We start from the raw sequence: 18,522 nt of genomic DNA, 5'->3' as shown, positions 1-18,522 counted from the left end.
GTTCACTTCAGGTTTCGCTTGCGCTCGATCAGCTGCATGATCAGCGGCGTCAGGATCAGCTGCATCGCGAGATCAAGCTTGGCGCCGGGACACACGATCGAATTCGCGCGCGACATCCAGCTGTGCGGCAGCATCGAGAGCAGATAGGGAAAGTCGATGCCGCGCGGGTTCTTGAAGCGGATCACGACCATCGATTCGTCCGGCGTCGGAATCCAGCGCGCGACGAACGGATTGGAGGTGTCCACGGTCGGCACGCGCTGGAAATTGATGTCGGTCTCGGTGAATTGCGGACAGATGTAGTGGATGTAATCCGGCATCCGCCGCAGGATGGTGTCGGTGACGGCCTCGGTCGAATAGCCCCGCGCGCTGCGATCGCGGTGCAGCTTCTGGATCCATTCGAGATTGATGACCGGCACGACGCCGATCTTGAGGTCGGCATAACGCGCGACGTTGACCTTGTCGGTGACGACGGCGCCGTGCAGGCCTTCGTAGAACAGCAGGTCCGAATTCTCCGGCAGCCGCTCCCATTCCGTGAAGGTGCCGGGAGGCGTGCCGTGCAGCGCAGATTCCTCGGCATCGTGCACATAGTGTCGCGTCACCGCCGTGCCGGTCTCGCCGTAGTCGCGGAAGGCACGCTCCAGCTCCTCGAACAGATTGGTCTCGGGGCTGAAATGGCTGAAATGCCTGTTGCCGCGCTCGGCCTCCTTCGCCATCTGCGTGCGCATCTCGGCGCGGTCGTAGCGATGGAAGGCGTCGCCCTCGATGTAGACGGCATTGACCTTCTCGCGGAAGAATATCTGCTCGAAGGTCTTCTTGACCGAGGTGGTGCCCGCGCCGGAGGAGCCGGTGATGGAGATGATCGGATGCTTCCTGGACATGGGACGCCTCGCTTACAGCCGGAAGAAGCCGCGCCGCGCGAACAGCGGCGCTGAGATGCTGGCAACCAGCAGCGGATCGCAATGCAGCTCCTCGACTCGCCGCACCTCGTTGCTCGAGCCCATAATCAGCGGCACGCGCTGGTGCAGGCTTTGCGCTGACAGGTCGAGGATGCGCTCGCGCCCGGTCGTGGCCGAGCCGCCGGCCTGCTCGATGATGTAGGCCATCGGATGCGCCTCGTAGGTGAGGCGCAGGCGGCCGTCGCCATAGCCGGGCCGCGCGTCCGAGGGATAGAGGAACACGCCGCCGCGGGTGAGGATGCGATAGGCCTCCGCGACCAGCGAACCGACCCAGCGCATGTTGAAATCGTGATTGGCGGGGCCTTCGACGCCGGCGAGGCATTCGTCGATGAAGGCACGCACCGGAGGATCCCAATGCCGGCGATTCGACGCGTTGATCGCGAACTCCTCGCCCGCCTCGGAGATCTGGATGGCGCTGCGCGCGAGGCGAAAGCAGCCGGCCTTGCGGTCGAGCGTGAAGATGTCGACGCCGTCGCCGAGCGTCAGCACCAGCGAGGTCTGCGGACCGTAGGTGACGAAGCCCGCCGCGAGCTGCGCCGAGCCGCGCTGATGGAAGGCGAGCGCGAGATCGTCGGGCGCGGGCAGGATCGAGAAGATCGTGCCCACGGTCATGTTGATGTCGATGTTGGAGGAGCCGTCGAGCGGATCGATCGCGACGCAGATCCTGGCCGCGCGGTCGCCGATCTGCGGCTCGCGCATCTCCTCCGACGCCAGCGCTGCGATCGGCAGCTTGCCGAGACAGCGGCGCAGGATCGCGTCCGCCTGCACGTCGAGATCGCGCTGGACGTCGCCGTCGCTGTTGCGGCCCGTGGTCAGGCCCGAGGCGTCCGCAAGATCGCCGGCGCCGATGAGGTCGGCGATCTCGATCGCCGCCGCCGCGATGGCATCGACCGCGGTCGCCACCGCCAGCGCGTGGAGTGCGGTCTCCGAGTACCGTTGAAGGTGGTCGTCCAGCCTGAGTTGCCCGGTCATCTGCGTCCATCCCCTGGCCGGCGCCGCATCCATTTCCCTCCCCGGTGGAGGTCGATGCGGTCGGTCCCGGCATGAGGAGATTGACAGGGGAGGCTTAATAAGGAAAATTTCTATTCATAATGAGCGCCAAAGAATTTTCTTATAATGGCCCCAGCCATGCGGCGGCCCAGCTCCGGCATCTGACGATCCGGCAGCTTCGCTCGCTCGCGGCGCTTTCGGCCAAGGGCAGCGTGACGGCGGCCTCCGGCCATCTCGGCCTGACGCAGCCGGCTGTGACCCAGCAGTTGCGCCAGCTTCAGGACCTCGCCGGCCTGCCTTTGGTGCAGCGGACCGGCGACGGCATGCTGCTGACGGAAGCCGGCAAGGAGGTTCTGGCGCTCGCCGAGCGCGTCGAGGCCGCGATCATGGACTGCCAGGGCGCGCTCGACCTGCTCGCGGGGCGAACCGGCGGCACCGTGCATCTCGGCGCGGTCTCGACCGCGAAGTATTTCGTCCCGCATGCGATCGCGGCTTTCACCAAGCGGTACCCGAAGATCGAGATCAGGCTCACCATCGGCAATCGCGAGGAGATCCGCGAGGCCATGCACGGCTACGACCTCGATTTCGCGGTGATGGGTCGGCCACCGGCCGACGTCAGCGTCGACGTCCGTCAGCTCGGACGCAATCCGCACATCATCGTCGCTCGCAAGGGGCACTGGCTGGAGAAGGATTCCGGCCTCAGCCTGACCGACCTCGTGCACGAGACCTTCCTGACCCGCGAGCCGGGTTCGGGCACGCGCACGCTCATGGAGGGCATGTTCCAGAAGTCGGATCTCGAGCCGGTCATCGGCATGGAGATGAGCAGCAACGAGACCATCAAGCAGGCGGTGATCGCCGGGCTCGGCATCGCCTTCATCTCGGCCCACACCGTGGCGCACGAGCTTGCCGAGGGCCGCTTGATCGTGCTCGACGTCGCCGGCCTGCCGATCGTGCGGCAATGGTACGTGATCCGCCGCAGCGACAAGGTGCTGCTGCCGCCGGCACAGGCGATGTTCGACTTTCTGGGCTCGGAAGGGTCGAACTATCTGCCCGACGTGCCCGAGTTCGGCGAGCGCTAGCTCGCCGATGCTCAGCCCATCAGCTTCATTGCGATCGTCGCCGCGAGGATGACGATGATCTGAAGCAGGCGCTCTGTCGTGAAGATACGGTTGAAGGTGGTCATCGCTCGCCCCCGGCCGACGTGAAGGAGATCCGGGCGACTGGCTATCATGTGCGGGCGCCGGGGTAACCCCGTAGTCGCCACGGGTTCCGCTGCCGAATGAAGCCAGCGATCGCCGATGTTCGTCGCCGGTCTGCTTGCGGCGATGGTTAACGATCAGGCCGCGCGCGGAGCGGCGTGATCCATGTGCGTGGCGAAATAGGCTTCCAGCTCCGACAGCGCCCGCGCTTCCCAATCCCTCGCCTGCTCCAGCAGCGACCAGCTCTGGCCCGGGCGGAATGCAGCAGTCTGGCGATAGAGCGATGCGATGCCGCGATAGCGGCGCACGTTCTCCAAGATGGCGTTCCCGTTGATCTGGCCGTTCATGTCCGAAAACTCCCTCGTCATTCCCGGGGGAGAAATTGCGGCCAAATCTTTTTCGAAAAGTTAGCGGCGCGCGGCAAGCTGGCGAATGGTTGCCGGACTGTTGCGCGCGCGCAACGTGGGCGCGAGCGCATCGCCGATTTATTGCGAATTCGTTGCCGCGCTCTCGCCCGAACGCTTCAGCCCGCCGCGGTTGACGATCGTCATCGTCTCCCGGCAGAGATCGGCAAGGCCGATCAGGAGCACGGCGAGGAGGCAGAACAGGTTGATGGAATCGGTGTTTGCGCTGGTCAGCGCATTGAACTCGAAGAAGGGCGGCATGAACGCCCACCACACCAGCGGAATGGTGAGCAACGCGGCGAACGCCGCCGCCGGCGCGCCCGCGACAAGTCCGAGCACGAACAGGCCAGGCAGGAACGCCGCGAAATAGAGTTTTGCGCCGAGCGCGACGCAGATGCCCTGAAACACCGCCGATAGTCCGACGACGACCAATCCCAGCAGAAACGCCTGCCACGACCATGGCCGTACCCACGGTACGCCAAACAGCCCCGCACGCCTCATCAGCCTCCCCCTGCCGCCCGTTAACCGGGCCCGCTTGCGACCAAAGTACTACAGCGGCAGGGAAATCGCGAGGCGGAAAACGCATGCCCGGGCGTTTGGTAAACGCCGCATCGCACCATCCCGCCGCTACTCCGTGGCCGCATAGAGCAGGCCCGCGACGGGCAGAGCGAGGCCGATTCCCGATGCGAGCGCCCAGCCGCCTTGCGCGAAGGCCCAGGCGCCGACCGCGGAGCCGGCCGCGCCGGCCGCGAAGAACGTCGCCATGTAGAGGCCGTTGAGGCGGCTGCGATGCTCGTGCCCGAGCGCGAAGATGGCGCGGAAGCCGAGCACCACGTTGCCCTGGACGCCGATATCGATGGCGATCGCGGCCACGACCAGGCAGGCGAGGTTCAGCATCGAGCCGGCCGCGCCGATATAGGTCACCAGGAAGCCCGCGGCCGCCAGCAACATCGCAATCAGCGTCGCGATGCGGCTATGGCCGCGATCGGCGAGCCTCCCCGCGATTGGCGCGGCGAACACGCCGGCGACACCGGCCAGCGCGAACAGCGCGATGCCGCGCTGGGAGAAGCCGAACTCGGAGGCGAGCTGGAGTGGCGCGACCGTCCAGAACAGGGTGAAGCAACCGAACAGGCTCGCCTGGTAGAGTGCGCGCCGCCGGAGCAGCGGCATGGTGCGCACCAGATGCGGCATCGACAGCAGCAGCGTGCCGTAATGCATGCGCGCCACCGGCTTGCGCGTCGGCAGCACCATCCAGAGCACGGCTGCGAGCACGATCATCAGCGCCGCGGAGGCGAAGAACACCGCATGCCATGACGAGGCCGCCGTGACGAAGCTCGACACCGGGCGCGCCAGCATGATGCCGAGCATCAGGCCGGTCGAGACGTTGCCGACGACGCGGCCGCGGATGGCCTCCGGCGCCAGATGCGCCGCATAAGGAATGATGATCTGCACCGCGACCGAGCCGAGCCCGATGAACAGCGCGGCGATCAGGAACGGCAGGGCGTGCGTCGCGAACGCGGCTGCGAGCAGCGCCACGGCGCCGAGCGTGATGACGGAGCAAATCAACGTACGGTTCTCGACGAGATCGCCGAGCGGCACGATGAAGAGCAGCCCGGTGCCGTAGCCGATCTGCGTCATGGTGACGATCAGCCCGGCGGCGGCGTGCGACAGGCCCAGCGCGGCGCTGATCGGGGCGATCAGCGGCTGGGCATAGTAGATGTTGGCGGCGACCATGCCACAGGCCGCGGCAAGCACGAAGGTCAGGCGCTGCGACACCGCATCCGGTTCGGGCGCGGTCTCGATGGTGGCATTCATCGTCATTTACACGGTCTCCAGAGATTGGGAACGATCATTCCCTAATATGACAAGAATTCAGGCGAGCAGCTTCATCGCGACGCCGACGAGGCGCGTCCCGTCGAGCGGCAGGCGCGCCTTGCCGACGACGCGCATTCCTTGCGTGATGCAGATCATCAGCCGCGCGGTGTCGTCGGCCGCTACATGGCGGGGAATCGAGCCGTCGGCCTGCCCCTCGCGAATGAGGCCGGCGATGAAGTTCTCGTTGGTCGCGAGCTGCGCATTGACGCGGGCGCGGACCGTAGGATCGACCGCGGAGAGCTCGACCGCGCTGCCGACCACGATGCAGCCGCGGCGCCCCTCGCTGCCCTGGGAGTGCTCGACATAGGACAGCAGCACATGGCGCAGCCGCTCGCGGCCGTTCGCACCGCGCGCGGCTGCGGTGCGGGTCTGCTCCCGGCGCACCGTGGCGTAGCGCTCGAAGGCGGCAAGGAACACGGCGTGCTTGTCGCGAAACGCCTTGTAGACGCTGCCGGTGGCAAGCCGCATGGCGGCAGTGAGGTCACCGATCGAGGTGGCATGATAGCCGCGCTCGCAAAACACCCGCACCGCCCCGTCCAGGGCGGTGTCCATGTCAAACTCCCGGGGACGACCGGGTGGTTGAGCAATGGCTTGCGATCGGCGGGCGGATTTTTGCATTGCGGGATAATAGGGAATGATTGTTTCCTAATCAAGACACCTGGTTGTGATTGCTGGGGTGAGGCGTGGGCTGGCCGGTTTGCAGGGACTGCGCTGCTGGTCCCGTCATCCCCGCGCAACGGCGAAGCCGTTGTCGCCGGAGGTGCGAGCGACGGGACGCGGCGCGTCCCATGGGGAGCCTCGAAGGATGAGCGGCCACAATGCAGCCGGGCCGTCGCCCTTCGAGGCTTGCTCTGCAGCGCTGCGCGCAGCAGCGCGCGCACCTCAGGGTGACGGTCATAAATTTGAGCCCGCATCATCGATTTTGAGATTCTCAAACAGAGGACACAGCTCCGCATCCTCGCGGCTTAATTCGCCCGAGCTTTGCTTGATCGCTCCACCCTCTCAATCGAGAGGGCGCAGGGAAGGCCGGGTGCCCGACGGCACCCGCGGTCTTCTGCGCGAAAGCACGCGCAGAGAAACCGCACAGTAGCATACAGGTGTAGCCAATCACTCGGCCTTCCCTGCGTAGTGGTTGGACGGCTTATGCCGTGCTCTCCCGGGAGCCGAGTTCGTTCTGGCCTCCCTCACCCCAGCGAAATTCACCGGCGCCGCGCCGGTTGACGCGACTGCCGCATCCGCCAAGGCTTGACCGTAGCAACGACGGCCAGGACCACACGGTTTTGCCGTACGCACGGCCCGCCATTTCGCCGCAGTTTTCCCAGCCCTGTCGACGGAGCCGGAAACTTACAGACGAGACGAACCTGACAGCGCCGCTCATCCAGCACGAAGTTCTGGGCTCACGGAGAGCAATCCGCCCTGCCCTTGGCCTCGCACCCGACGCTGCCGCGTCCACCGCAAGCCCGGCTCGCGAAACGTGACGACACAAGATCGCCCCTCAAGGATGAGCCGGGATGGGCGACACGTACGCCATTTCCGAATTTCGGTAAAGTGGAATATTTTAGCGAAGGCGGGTTGACAGCCCATGCAGGTGTTTTGCCCGTCGAACGACTGGGCTGTGGGCATATTGGGAATGGGCTTTCACGTCAGCCGTCGTCCTGGCGAAAGCCAGGACCCATACCGCGAGGTTTATCGATTTTAGGCAGTATTAGTCCCGCCCAACCAGTCTTCGCCAAACTTCTCCCTGTGGTAATGGGTCCTGGCTTTCGCCAGGACGACGCGGAAGAGACGGAAACGCAAGACAACGGGCGGGAGCATCACCCCTTCGTCGGCACTTGTGTCCCATCCGCCATTGTCGTCACGCCCCTGCGTTCGACGATCATCCCGTAGGCGCGGGGCTGGCGGTGGACGTCGAAATTGAAGGTGGTGCGCTTGTAGGAGTTGCAGAGATCGAGGTCGCAGCGCGCCAGCGCGATTTCGTCGCCCTTGGTCGTGCACGCCGCGACGATCTCACCCGAAGGTGCGATGATGCAGCTGCCGCCGATGTGGTCGACGCCCTCCTCGATGCCGGCCTTGGCGACGCCGACCACGAAGGTGCCGTTCTGGTAGGCGCCGGCCTGCATGACGAGGTGATTGTGGAACAGCGAGAGATCGTCGTGCTCGGGCGCAGGCGGATTGTGCACCGGCGTGTTGTAGCCGATCATCACCATCTCGACGCCCTGCAGGCCCATCACGCGATAGGTCTCGCTCCAGCGGCGGTCGTTGCAGATCGCCATTCCCATCACGCCGCCGAAGGCATTGGTCACGCCAAAGCCGCTGCCGGGCTCGAAGTAACGCTTTTCCAGATGCTGAAATTCACGCCATGGCTCGTGCTCGGCATGGCCGGGCAAATGAACCTTGCGGTATTTCGCGACGATCGCACCGCTCTTGTCCACCAGAATGGAGGTGTTGTAGCGCCTGGTGACGCCGGCCTCGACCGTCAGCTCGGCATAGCCGAGGCAAAACCCGATGCCGATCTCGCGGGCGAGGTCGAACAGCGCTCGCGTCTGCGCTCCCGGCATTTCGCGCTCGAAGAAGGCGTCGATCTCCGCCTGGTCCTCGAAATACCAGCGCGGAAAGAACGTGGTCAGGGCGAGCTCGGGATAGACGATCAGGTCGCAGCCGTTGGCCCGCGCCTGGCGCATCAACGCCATCAGCCGCGCCACGACCTCGGTCCTGGTCTCAGCTCGGGCAATCGGGCCAAGCTGGCCGGCCGCGATAGTCACAAATCTCGCCACGCGTCGTTCCTTTGTTCTCTTTCGGAATCACGTCGAGGCAGACCCTAACGCGCGATGCGTCACGCGCACAGCCTCGCTGTCCGGCACGATGCCCAACGACAAGGCAGGCCTTCGCCCTCGGCCGGCGCGCTGGCACTCTCCTTGCTGCTCTTCCGCCAATCCCTCAGACCCGCAGTGGGCCTGTTTCATAGTGAGGCGATCATATGCAGCCGACGTCCCGTTTCGAAGCGACTATCCCGACACAGCTCCACGCCCTGATCTCCGATCTGCGTTGGCGCGCGCAATTGCTCGACGCCGACATTCTGGAGGAAGAGCGGAAGGCCGGAATCTCCGATCCAAAGAATCTCGCCTACCCGATACTCGCGCAGAACCTGAGAGCCCGGCGCGACAACCTTCAGGTGAGCATCGCGATCCTGGAAAGCCGCATTGAAAAGCGATCAACCGACTGGCCGCACGCCGCCTGACGCGAACAGTGCCGGGCCCGACCAGGCACGCGACGGCATATGCAGGAGGGCGCGGGCTATGGGCGGTAGCACTGTCCGCGCCGGTCGACGAGCAGGAACGCGCGTTGCCCTTTTGCAACGGTTCCCCACGGTCTGAAGCTGGACAAAAGAAACTCCCATTCCAGCCACGAACCCCGCTCACAACGCCGTGAGACTACAGGGGAACTACGATGCGTGCACAACGCGTTTGGAAAGTGAACGGGGCCGCCAGCATCGGGCAGCTCCAATCCAGACTGGACGATCTGAACAAGCGTCTCAGTCAGCTCGAAAGCCAGCATCCTGAGAGCTGGAAGGTCGAAGAGCTGAGATCAAGCGCACTCAGCCTGTCGCGCGAGATCGACGACATCCGCTGCGCCGAGGCGACGGCGGCATTGAGCGAATTGCTGCGGAAGTAGGCGGGATGGCGGCGATTCGCGGCGGGGCGTTGGGAACCAACATCCGCCGCCGCCATTGCCATGCAGAGCATGGAGCAAAATCATGACCAGGCACCTGACGCGAGCCCATCTCGCGCGCGGCGTGGCCGGCGCGGTTTCCACGCTGGTCCTGTGCGCGACGATGGTATTCACCATCGCGCACCACTTCGCGCTGTGAGGGCTTTCGCATGACGTCCGAGCCCGAGGAGTCGGTGCGGTTGCAAGGTTTTGGCGAGATGACGTTGCGCACGGCGATCGCGACGCTGATGGCGCTCGCGCCGCGCGAGCGATCGGAGGCCGCCATCTTCCGCGTCCGCGACGGTTCGCGTCTGGCCGCGAGCGAGATCGCCGACCTCGCGTCGGATTGGGGCATGACGCCGATAGCCGAAGTCAGGTCTCCAAGGCTGGTCCCGGAGCAGCACTGGCCGGACATCGTCCGCAGCATGGTGCGCGAGGCGCCGCTGCCGTCGCTGATGGTGGCGTTCCTGGTGGGCGTGCTGGTGGCGCGGCGGTAGCGAGCATCATCGAGAAGTGCTGTGCGTCGACAGCCTGCTCCAGATCCCGATTGCCTCGAGCGTGTAGCTGTCCTTTATCTCGCGCGACAGGATTTTCGACCAGATCATATCGGCCGACATCAACAGAGTTCGGGTAATGACCTCGCGGATCTCGGGAGATCGCTCCCGGCGGCCGACGACCGAGGCGTGCACGATGTGGACCTCGTTGTCCATCAGGCCGGTATCCGTCAAGACGGTTCCGATCAGCCGCGGCTCGGCACCGAGATAGCCGGTCTCCTCCTCCAACTCCTTCAAGGCATTGGCCTCCAACCCGATCCCCGGCTCGGCAAATCCGCGCGGCAGCTCCAGCATGAGCCGTCCGAGTGCATGACGCTCCTGCTCGACCATCACGATGTCGCCGACATTCCCAAGCTTCGGGTCGGCAACCGTGGCCACCACCACGACATTGTGCCCACCCAGCAGTTGACCGCGCGAGACGATCCGAAAATAAGGATGGACGATCGTGGCCGGGCCTTCGCCCACCTCGACCAGATCGACAAGCACGAGCACGTAGTCGTTGGAGAAGGTAAGCCCGAGCGCGACACCATGCTCGCGCGCGTAGCTCTCCAGGCGGGCACGGTCGAGCACGAGCCGCCGATATCGGCGCGGCTCGAAGAGCCGGGGGTATTCGGCGAGCGCCTCGAAATAGGCCTCGATGCCGGCTGCTGGATCGAGCATCATTTCCCCTGGTCAGCGATAAAGATTGATACGGGCCTGCCGCTGCCACCAGCTGGCCAGTGAACCACATCACGGTCGAGCCGCTTCTTGTCGTTTTGGCGGCAATGCCTTGCCCGCCGCCCGCCTTCCCGCGCGTCGCGCCGCAATTCAATCGTCCCGATCCTTGACCTCAAGTCCGCCGCCCTGCTGGTCGGGACGCAATTGATCGCCCGTCGGCGCAATCTCGGTCCCCTCGAACGACAGCCGGCTACGAACCTCCCGAGCGATCTTTGCGGCGGTTTCCGCCCAGATTTTACCCTGAAAGACCGGCTGCTTGATTTCATACTTCAACCCGCCTCCCTCGAGATAGACGACCGCGTGAGCGACGAGAGGCACCATCCCTCGCGACAGCGAGTGTTCGCTGACCGGATCCTCGGGCAGATGAGGCAAGCCAAACGCGTGGCCGGCTTCCGAGGCGACCATTTCGAAAATGCCCAACGCACTCAGTCGAACCTCCCAACGCTCAGTGGCTTCGCGGAGGCGACTGTCGCGCTGGATCTGGCCTAAACGCTCGACGACGTTGCCCAGCGAGCCGGAGACGCGCCGAATGGACTCCAGGGGATCCTGAACAAACTTCTGCTCCGACATCGGCCGCTTGTTGTCCGGCAGATTCTCGACAGCGATCTGATGATGCAACGCCCATATCGGATCGTTCCGGACTGCCACGATGTCGTCCAGGCTCACCGAACCAATGTCGGTCAATTGAACGGCTTTACTGGCGATGTCCAGACCGACCCCGGCGACAGCCATCATGAGATCCTGCAACTCCTTCTCGTCCACCTCCTTGATACCCTCCGTGAGCTCCTTGATCTCCTGCAAACACTCACGGCTGGTCGACCCCTGGGACGTAACAACATAGCGGTTGAGAACATCCGGCAAATTGACGTTGTACTTGAGGTCCGCGAGCGCCTTGATCTGCATGGCCAGCGGCTTCTTGAGATCAAAAACCAGGTGGTCCTTGTGCAGGCCGCCGACGCAGACGAACTCGTGATAGATTTCCTTGCGTTTGACCGGGCGGCCGGTCTCGTCCTGCACCCGATTGGCAAAGTCGCGCATATTCTTGAGCATCTGCCTGATGCTCTCGTCATCGAATGTCGAAAGCGAGAAGTCGTTGCGAAGCAGATCAGGCCTGAGATCGTCGATCGTCTTGAAGAAACCTCCAAAGCGCTTGGAAATGTGATCGGTGATCAGGGTCCCGTTTCGCTTGTCGTCCCAACTCAATCGCAGCTTGTTGGTACCCTTCGCCTCGGCCTTGACCCAGTAGTCCTCGACATCGCGGGACAGGTCCGTGCCCTTGAAGTCCGAGAGCTGCCGCTCGTCGTAGAGGAATGGGATGATTGCGCGTTCCTGCACGAGTCTTTCGAACGACTCCGCCTCCGAATCTCCGCCGAGATAGAGCTCCTTGACCGCCTCATTGTGGAGAAGGTACGCGCGATTGACCACCACCGAACGCAGCGTGAGCAGCGCCTTGAAGAACTCCATCTTCATCGCCGGCTGTATCCGCTTGGCGTAGTCGGAAAGCGGCTTTTCACTTTCTGCAGCTTCCTGGGCGATATCCGGCGGGGCACACTGATCGTCAAGGCATTGGGCAATGCCGGAAAGCTGGTCCAAATTGTTGGGGGTCAATTCCATGGCGCAATGCCTTAAGAAGAAAAAAAACAATGCGTAATGTGTATTACAAAATGAATGCGAGCTTAAGTTGAACTTTTCGGCAGCCGAAGAAGCCGGAGCGAACCCTGCTCCAACGACACCATTCGCGTTCGTGAACCTTGCGACGCGCTTCACGCCATCAAGGCGCTGGCCGGCGGGACGAGCTTTGCGAGCCATGCCGCGCGCACAGACGGCCCTGCTTGGGCCAAATCGGCCGTGGACCCGCCCCGAAAATCGTTGCAAAAAGGCGCTCCCGAGGCGCCGGCAGCCGGTCCGCCAAGCCTCTGGAAAACGGTAACTTTTGAAAGAATGGTCGGAGTGGCAGGATTCGAACCTGCGACCCCTGCGTCCCGAACGCAGTGCTCTACCGGGCTGAGCCACACTCCGACAAGAGGCCGGCTTATAGCGTCGGGTTTGGCGCACCGCAAGCGGCCGAGTTGAGGAATTTTATCCCTGTGAAAACGGGTCTTGAAACGCTGATTTTACCGGCTGGCGATGCCGCCGCCAGGGCCGCCGCCCGGACGCTTGCCGCCGGGGGGCTGGTCGCGTTTCCGACCGAGACGGTCTACGGGCTCGGCGCGGACGCCGCCAATGCCACCGCGATCGCCCATCTCTATGCCGCCAAGGGGCGGCCGGCCTTCAATCCACTGATCGCCCATGTCGCCGACATTACCGCCGCGCAGTCCATTGGCCGGTTCGACGCGCGCGCCTTGAAGCTGGCGGAGGCGTTCTGGCCGGGGCCGCTGACGCTGGTGGTGCCGAAGACGGACGGCTGCCCGGTGGCGGATCTCGCCACCGCGGGCCTCGACACCGTCGCGATCCGGATTCCCGCCCACCCGGTGGCGCAGGCGATCCTGCGCGCTTTTGGCGGGGCCGTGGTGGCGCCGTCCGCCAACATCTCCGGCCACGTCTCGCCGACGCTGGCCGCCCATGTCGAGAGCGACCTTTCCGGGCGAATCGACCTGATCGTCGACGGCGGGCCGGTCGCGGTCGGCGTCGAATCCACCATTGTCGGCTGCCTCAATGCGCCGATGCTGCTCCGGCCCGGCGGACTGTCGCGCGAGCGGATCGAGGCCGTGCTCGGCGCGGCCCTGGCGCGGCCGCCGGCCGAGGCCGGGAGCGACGACAGCCAGCCGCTGGCGCCGGGCATGCTGGCCTCGCATTACGCGCCGCGCGCCAATGTGCGGCTCAATGCGCGCGAGGTGGCGCCGGGCGAGGCGCTGCTGGCGTTCGGGCCTTCACGCCTGCCCGGCCTTGACGCCGCAGCGGCCGTCATGAATTTGTCGCCCACCGCTGATCTCGATGAAGCCGCCGCCAATCTGTTCGGCTATCTTCGGGCGCTCGATGCGAAGGGGCCACGGGTGATCGCGGTGATGACGATCCCCGAAGACGATCTGGGCGAAGCGATCAATGACCGGCTGCGCCGGGCTGCGGTGGCGAGATAGCGCATGATCCGGAAAAGTGTGAAGCGGTTTTCCGATAAGATCATGTGCAAGAGATAAGAGCGAAGTAGAGACGAGACAATGAATATCAACAAGCCTGCCACTCCTCCGCTTGCGCCCGAGCTGATCGAACAATTCCGCAAGATCGTCGGCGAGCGCCACGCGATCACGGATGCGGCCGACATCGAGGCCTATGTCACCGAGGAGCGCAATCTGTTCCACGGCCGCTCGCCGCTGGTGCTGCGTCCGGGCTCGACCGCTGAAGTCTCCGAAATCTGCAAGCTCGCCTCCGTGCACAAAATCGCGCTGGTGCCGCAGGGCGGCAACACCGGGCTCGTCGGCGGCCAGACCCCGCACAATGGCGAGGTCGTGGTGTCGCTGCGTCGGCTGGACAAGATCCGCGAGGTCGATACCGCCTCCAACACCATGACTTGCGAGGCCGGCGTGGTGCTGCAGATCGCGCAGCAGAAGGCATCCGACGTGGACCGACTGTTTCCGCTCTCGCTCGGCGCGGAAGGAAGCTGCACCATCGGCGGCAATCTCTCGACCAATGCCGGCGGCACCGCCGCGCTCGCCTATGGCGTCGCGCGCGAGATGGCGCTGGGGCTGGAGGTCGTGCTCGCGGACGGGCGCGTGCTCAACGTGCTGTCGAAGCTGAAGAAGGACAACACCGGCTACAATCTGCACAACCTCTTCATCGGTGCGGAAGGCACGCTCGGCATCATCACGGCGGCGACGCTGAAGCTGTTTCCGAAGCCGCGGGCGGTCGAGACCGCCTTCGTCGGGCTGAAGTCGCCGGCCGCGGCGCTCAAGCTGCTGACGATCGCGCAGGGCGAAGCCGCCAATGCGCTGACGAGCTTCGAGCTGCTGTCGGAGATGGCGGTCGACTTCTCGGTCCGCCACGGCATCGACGTGCGCGATCCGCTTGCAGAGAAGCATCCCTGGTACGTGCTGATGGAATTGTCTTCGCCGGGCGACGATGCCCGCACGCCGCTGGAAACGATCCTGACCCGCGCGATGGAGGAGGAGATCGTCGACGACGCCGTGATCGCGGCCAACCTCAGCCAGCGCAACGGCTTCTGGAAGCTGCGGGAGGAGATGTCGTCGGCGCAGAAGCCGGAGGGCGGCTCGATCAAGCACGACATCTCGGTGCCCGTCGCCGCAGTGCCCGCCTTCATCGACGAAGCCAATGCCGCGGTGGTGAAGCTGATCCCCGGCGCGCGGCCGGTGCCGTTCGGCCATCTCGGCGACGGCAACCTGCACTACAATATCAGCCAGCCGATCGGCGCCGACACCGCGGACTACCTGGCGCGCTGGCACGAGATGAACGCGGTGGTGTTCGAGATCGTGCTGCGCATGGGCGGCTCGATCTCGGCCGAGCACGGCATCGGCGTGCTCAAGCGCGACGAGCTGCCCGAGGTGAAGGACAAGACCGCGATCGAGCTGATGCGCGCCATCAAGGCGATGCTCGACCCGCTCGGCATCATGAATCCGGGGAAGGTGCTGTGAGCGTGTCCCTCACGATCGATGCGATCAGCGACGCCGACGTCGAGCCGGTCGTCGCGCTGTGGCAGCGCTGCGGCCTGACGCGGCCCTGGAACGACCCGCATGCCGACATCGCGCTGGCGCGGCGGCGCGACAACTCGACCGTGCTGATCGGCCGTGAGTCCGGCGCGATCGTCGCCACCGTGATGGTCGGCCATGACGGCCACCGCGGCTGGGTCTATTACGTCGCCGTCGACCCCGATGGCCGCAAGCGCGGTTTTGGCCGGGTGATCATGGCGGCGGCCGAGGACTGGCTGCGCCAGGCCGGCATCGCCAAGCTCCAGCTCCTGGTCCGCCGCGAGAACGCGCAGGCCAACGCGTTCTACCAGTCGCTGGGCTTCGAGGAATCCACCTCGTTGATGTTCCAGAAGTGGCTCGACGACCGCGCTTCGACTCCCTAGCTCCCGGAAAACAGCCATGACCATTTCCGACCGCGTCCGCATCAAGGACGTTCGTGTGCTCTCGGACAACTGGACTCCCCTGAAGAGCACGACGTTCGAGTATCGGCGCGCCAACGGCGAATGGCAGACGCAGCACCGGGAAACCTATGAGCGCGACAACGCCGCCGCCGTGCTGCCCTACAATCGCGCGCGGCGCACCGTGATCCTGGTGCGCCAGTTCCGCCTGCCGGTGTTCATCCGCGGCTACGACGATCTCCTGATCGAGACCGCAGCCGGCGTGCTGGACGATGCCTCTCCCGAGGTACGCATCCGCGCCGAGGCCGAGGAGGAAACCGGCTATCGCCTGCACCACGTCCACAAGGTGTTCGAGGCTTTCATGAGCCCGGGCGCGGTGACTGAGAAGCTGCACTTCTTCGTCGCCGAATACGAACCGGAGATGCGCGTCAGCGACGGCGGGGGCCTCGAGCACGAGGGCGAGGACATCGAGGTGCTGGAGCTCGGCATCGACGAGGCGCTGGCGATGATCGCCGACGGACGCATCATCGACGCCAAGGCGATCATGCTGCTGCAATATGCGGCGCTGCATGTCTTTAGATAATTCGCGAGCCGTCTTCTTCCCTTCTCCCCTTGTGGGAGAAGGTGGCGCGAAGCGCCGGATGAGGGGTTTGCCTCCGCAAATTCGAATGAGAGTTGGACTCGCGGAGAGAACCCCTCACCCGTCTCGCCGCTATCGCGGCGAGCCACCCTCTCCCACAAGGGGAGAGGGGAGACGGCGCAAGCGGCTCTCCTATGCAAGCAATTCTGGCCTGCGCCGCCCCTCCCCCTGTTGAGCTCACAGCCGACTATCTCTAGTCTGGCTCTCAACAAGAACCAGGAGACGCGCCCATGTCCGCTTCGCGCGACGACGAATTCGGCTTTGCGCCCGACTACGACTCCCCCGTCCCCTACATGCAGGGCACCCGCGACTATTACGCGGCGATCGGCTACACCACGCCGTACCGCTGGGCACATCATGTCGAGGCGCCGTTCCAGCCGCTGAAGAAACCGCTTTCACAATCGCGCGTCACCATCATCACCACGGCTGCGCCGTACGATCCCACCAAGGGCGACCAGGGGCCGGGCGCAGCGTACAATGGCAGCGCGAAATTCTACCAGGTCTATGACGGCGACACGTCGAAAGCGCACGATTTGCGCATCTCGCACATCGGCTACGACCGCAAGCACACCTCGGCGACCGACAGCGGCACCTGGTTTCCGCTGCCGCAGCTGTTGAAGGCATCCGCCGCGGGCCGGATCGGTGAAGTGGCCCCGCGCTTCTTCGGCGCACCGACCAACCGCAGCCATCGCGTCACGCTCGACACCGACGCGCCGGAGATTCTGGCGCGCTGCCTTGCCGACAAGGTCGATGTCGCGGTGCTGGTGCCGAACTGCCCGGTCTGCCACCAGACCACCGCGCTGGTGGCGCGGCATCTGGAGCGGAACGGCATTCCGACCGTGATCATGGGCTGCGCCAAGGACATCATCGAGCACGCCGCCGTGCCGCGCTTCCTGTTCTCCGACTTCCCGCTCGGCAATTCCGCCGGCAAGCCGCACGACATCACCTCGCAGGCGCAAACGCTCGAGCTCGCACTCAGGCTGCTCGAGACCGCGAGCGGTCCGCAGACGACGATGCAGTCGCCGCTGCGCTGGAGCGAGGACGCCTCCTGGAAGCTCGACTACAACAATGTCGCGCAGCTCTCGCCTGAAGAGCTTGCGCGCCGCCGCGCCGAATTCGACAAGCAGAAGGAGATCGCGCGCGGCAACCGCGCCGCCTGACGTCCTCCGACAACCAAAACAAAAAGGGAGAGCGACGTGACGCGACCGTTCGAGGGCGTAAAGATCCTGGATTTCACGCAAGTGCTGGCCGGCCCCTATGCGAGCTACCAGCTCGCGCTGCTGGGGGCCGACGTCATCAAGGTCGAGCGGCGCGAGGGTGAGGACATGCGCCGCACGCCGCTCAGCCGCGAATGGGCCGAGCGCGGGCTGGCGCCGGCGTTCCAGGCCATCAACGGCAACAAGCGCAGCCTGACGCTCGATTTGCAGAAGCCAGATGCGATCGCCATCGTGAAGAAGCTTGCCGCCCAGGTCGACGTCGTCATGGAAAACTTTCGCCCGGGCGTGATGGACAAGCTCGGCATCGGCTATGAGGCGCTGTCCGCGATCAATCCAAAGCTGATCTATTGCGCCGTCTCAGGCTTCGGCCAGACCGGCCCGGACCGCCTGCGGCCCGGCTATGACGGCAAGATGCAGGCGCTGTCAGGCATCATGGCGATCACCGGCCACCCTGAAACGGGGCCGACGCGCGCGGGCTTTGCGGTCTGCGACGTGCTCTCGGGCGCCACGGCCGCGTTCGGCGTATCGAGCGCGCTGTACCAGCGCGACCGCACCGGCAAGGGGCAGCTCATCGACGTCTCCATGCTGGAAGCGACGCTGGCGTTTCTCTCGGGGCAGATCGCGGACTGGTCGGTCGCCGGCCATCGCCAGCAGCTCTCGGGCAACCAGGCGGTGAGCCGCCGGACCACCGCGAACCTGTTCAAATGCGGCGACGGCCACATCCTGCTCGCCGTCAACAACGAGAAACAGTACCGCGCGCTGATGAGCACGCTCGGCCGCGAGGATACGCTGTCCGATCCGCGCTTCGCCGACTGGTTCGCACGCAACGAGAACGAGCCGGCCCTGCGCGCCATCATCGAAGAGGCGCTCGCGAAAAAGCCGGCGCGCGAGTGGGAGACAATTCTCGAAGACGCCGGCGCGCCCTGCGCCAGCATCTGGAAGGTCGAGGAAGTGATCGATCATCCGCAAGTGAAGGCACGCGCTGCGATCCAGGAGCTGGATACGCCCTATGGCCGCCTGCGTTTTGCCGGCAGCGGATTCAAGCTCGCGCATGGCGGCGGCAAGCTGGACCGGATGGCGCCGGAGCTGGGCGCGGATACCGACGCGGTGCTCGGCGAGCTGGGCTTCGATGCGGCGGAGATCGCGACGCTGCGGGCGCGGGAGATTGTGTGACTCTCCAGCAAAAAACTCCGCTGTCGTCCCGGACAAGCGTCAGCGCAGATCCGG

General features: G+C 64.9%; 19 protein-coding genes and 1 tRNA gene. 10 read left to right on the top strand and 10 right to left on the bottom strand.

Annotated features, from left to right (window positions below; all coding sequences use genetic code 11):
- Positions 1–2: 2 nt before the first annotated feature.
- A complete protein-coding gene (locus WN73_RS41835) occupies positions 3–878 on the bottom strand; it encodes a phosphoribulokinase (RefSeq protein ID WP_011085368.1) in 876 nt (291 codons plus the stop codon).
- Between the two features lie 12 nt (positions 879–890).
- Positions 891–1,928, bottom strand: coding sequence for a class 1 fructose-bisphosphatase (locus WN73_RS41830; protein WP_028175389.1), 1,038 nt, complete (start codon positions 1,926–1,928; stop codon positions 891–893).
- A gap of 119 nt (positions 1,929–2,047) precedes the next feature.
- On the opposite strand from WN73_RS41830, the gene WN73_RS41825 reads away from it, so the two are divergent.
- A complete protein-coding gene (locus tag WN73_RS41825; RefSeq protein WP_011085366.1) occupies positions 2,048–3,025 on the top strand; it encodes a LysR family transcriptional regulator in 978 nt (325 codons plus the stop codon).
- A gap of 257 nt (positions 3,026–3,282) precedes the next feature.
- On the opposite strand, the gene WN73_RS41820 is transcribed toward WN73_RS41825, so the two are convergent.
- From WN73_RS41820 to WN73_RS41800, 5 genes are all read right to left on the bottom strand, one after another.
- A complete protein-coding gene (locus WN73_RS41820; RefSeq protein ID WP_271558138.1) occupies positions 3,283–3,492 on the bottom strand; it encodes a hypothetical protein in 210 nt (69 codons plus the stop codon).
- Positions 3,493–3,630: 138 nt separating this feature from the next.
- On the bottom strand, positions 3,631–4,050 hold the full coding sequence (locus WN73_RS41815; RefSeq protein WP_011085365.1) for a hypothetical protein: 420 nt from the start codon (positions 4,048–4,050) through the stop codon (positions 3,631–3,633).
- A 126-nt stretch (positions 4,051–4,176) separates the two neighbouring features.
- On the bottom strand, positions 4,177–5,370 hold the full coding sequence (locus tag WN73_RS41810) for an MFS transporter (protein ID WP_011085364.1): 1,194 nt from the start codon (positions 5,368–5,370) through the stop codon (positions 4,177–4,179).
- A gap of 51 nt (positions 5,371–5,421) precedes the next feature.
- On the bottom strand, positions 5,422–5,976 hold the full coding sequence (locus WN73_RS41805) for a TetR/AcrR family transcriptional regulator (RefSeq protein WP_271558135.1): 555 nt from the start codon (positions 5,974–5,976) through the stop codon (positions 5,422–5,424).
- Between the two features lie 1,262 nt (positions 5,977–7,238).
- Positions 7,239–8,198, bottom strand: a complete 960-nt coding sequence (locus WN73_RS41800; protein ID WP_028175644.1) for an N-carbamoyl-D-amino-acid hydrolase — start codon at positions 8,196–8,198, stop codon at positions 7,239–7,241.
- 203 nt (positions 8,199–8,401) lie between these two features.
- Between WN73_RS41800 and WN73_RS41795 the strand changes: the two genes are divergently transcribed.
- The 3 genes from WN73_RS41795 (at position 8,402) to WN73_RS41785 (ending at position 9,629) form a co-directional block, all read left to right on the top strand.
- On the top strand, positions 8,402–8,662 hold the full coding sequence (locus tag WN73_RS41795) for a hypothetical protein (protein ID WP_011085361.1): 261 nt from the start codon (positions 8,402–8,404) through the stop codon (positions 8,660–8,662).
- Between the two features lie 209 nt (positions 8,663–8,871).
- Positions 8,872–9,096, top strand: a complete 225-nt coding sequence (locus WN73_RS41790; protein WP_011085360.1) for a hypothetical protein — start codon at positions 8,872–8,874, stop codon at positions 9,094–9,096.
- A 206-nt stretch (positions 9,097–9,302) separates the two neighbouring features.
- Positions 9,303–9,629, top strand: coding sequence for a hypothetical protein (locus tag WN73_RS41785; protein WP_028175643.1), 327 nt, complete (start codon positions 9,303–9,305; stop codon positions 9,627–9,629).
- Positions 9,630–9,635: 6 nt separating this feature from the next.
- Here the strand turns inward: WN73_RS41785 and WN73_RS41780 are convergent, their stop codons facing one another.
- The 3 genes from WN73_RS41780 to WN73_RS41770 all read right to left on the bottom strand — a co-directional run bounded on the left by WN73_RS41780 (position 9,636) and on the right by WN73_RS41770 (position 12,422).
- Entirely contained in the window at positions 9,636–10,349 is a 714-nt protein-coding gene (locus WN73_RS41780) for an NUDIX hydrolase (RefSeq protein WP_028175642.1), read from the bottom strand.
- A 144-nt stretch (positions 10,350–10,493) separates the two neighbouring features.
- Positions 10,494–12,212 carry a hypothetical protein gene (locus WN73_RS41775; RefSeq protein WP_271558132.1) on the bottom strand — a complete coding sequence of 573 codons (1,719 nt, stop codon included), beginning with the start codon at positions 12,210–12,212 and terminating at the stop codon, positions 10,494–10,496.
- Positions 12,213–12,345: 133 nt separating this feature from the next.
- Positions 12,346–12,422 (bottom strand) — tRNA-Pro (locus WN73_RS41770).
- A gap of 68 nt (positions 12,423–12,490) precedes the next feature.
- Here WN73_RS41770 and WN73_RS41765 point away from each other — a divergent pair.
- The 6 genes from WN73_RS41765 (at position 12,491) to WN73_RS41740 (ending at position 18,468) form a co-directional block, all read left to right on the top strand.
- The gene (locus WN73_RS41765) at positions 12,491–13,480 is read left to right on the top strand and encodes an L-threonylcarbamoyladenylate synthase (protein WP_028175640.1); all 990 of its coding nucleotides are present in this window, start codon (positions 12,491–12,493) and stop codon (positions 13,478–13,480) included.
- A gap of 78 nt (positions 13,481–13,558) precedes the next feature.
- Positions 13,559–14,986, top strand: coding sequence for an FAD-binding oxidoreductase (locus WN73_RS41760; protein ID WP_028175639.1), 1,428 nt, complete (start codon positions 13,559–13,561; stop codon positions 14,984–14,986).
- Complete coding sequence (locus tag WN73_RS41755) at positions 14,983–15,423, top strand: GNAT family acetyltransferase (protein WP_028175638.1); 441 nt, start codon at positions 14,983–14,985, stop codon at positions 15,421–15,423. Before WN73_RS41760 ends, WN73_RS41755 begins: the two co-directional genes overlap by 4 nt.
- A gap of 16 nt (positions 15,424–15,439) precedes the next feature.
- Positions 15,440–16,021, top strand: a complete 582-nt coding sequence (locus WN73_RS41750; RefSeq protein WP_028175637.1) for an NUDIX domain-containing protein — start codon at positions 15,440–15,442, stop codon at positions 16,019–16,021.
- 287 nt (positions 16,022–16,308) lie between these two features.
- Positions 16,309–17,238 (top strand): glycine reductase, encoded by a 930-nt coding sequence (locus tag WN73_RS41745; protein ID WP_271558129.1) that lies wholly within the window; start codon positions 16,309–16,311, stop codon positions 17,236–17,238.
- Between the two features lie 36 nt (positions 17,239–17,274).
- Positions 17,275–18,468: a CaiB/BaiF CoA transferase family protein gene (locus WN73_RS41740; protein ID WP_028175635.1), complete on the top strand. Its 1,194-nt coding sequence runs from the start codon at positions 17,275–17,277 to the stop codon at positions 18,466–18,468.
- The last annotated feature ends 54 nt before the right edge of the window (positions 18,469–18,522 follow it).

The sequence above is a fragment of the Bradyrhizobium sp. CCBAU 45394 genome (assembly GCF_028128655.1).
Taxonomy (GTDB): domain Bacteria; phylum Pseudomonadota; class Alphaproteobacteria; order Rhizobiales; family Xanthobacteraceae; genus Bradyrhizobium; species Bradyrhizobium diazoefficiens.
This window is presented reverse-complemented; position numbering and strand designations above follow the sequence as displayed.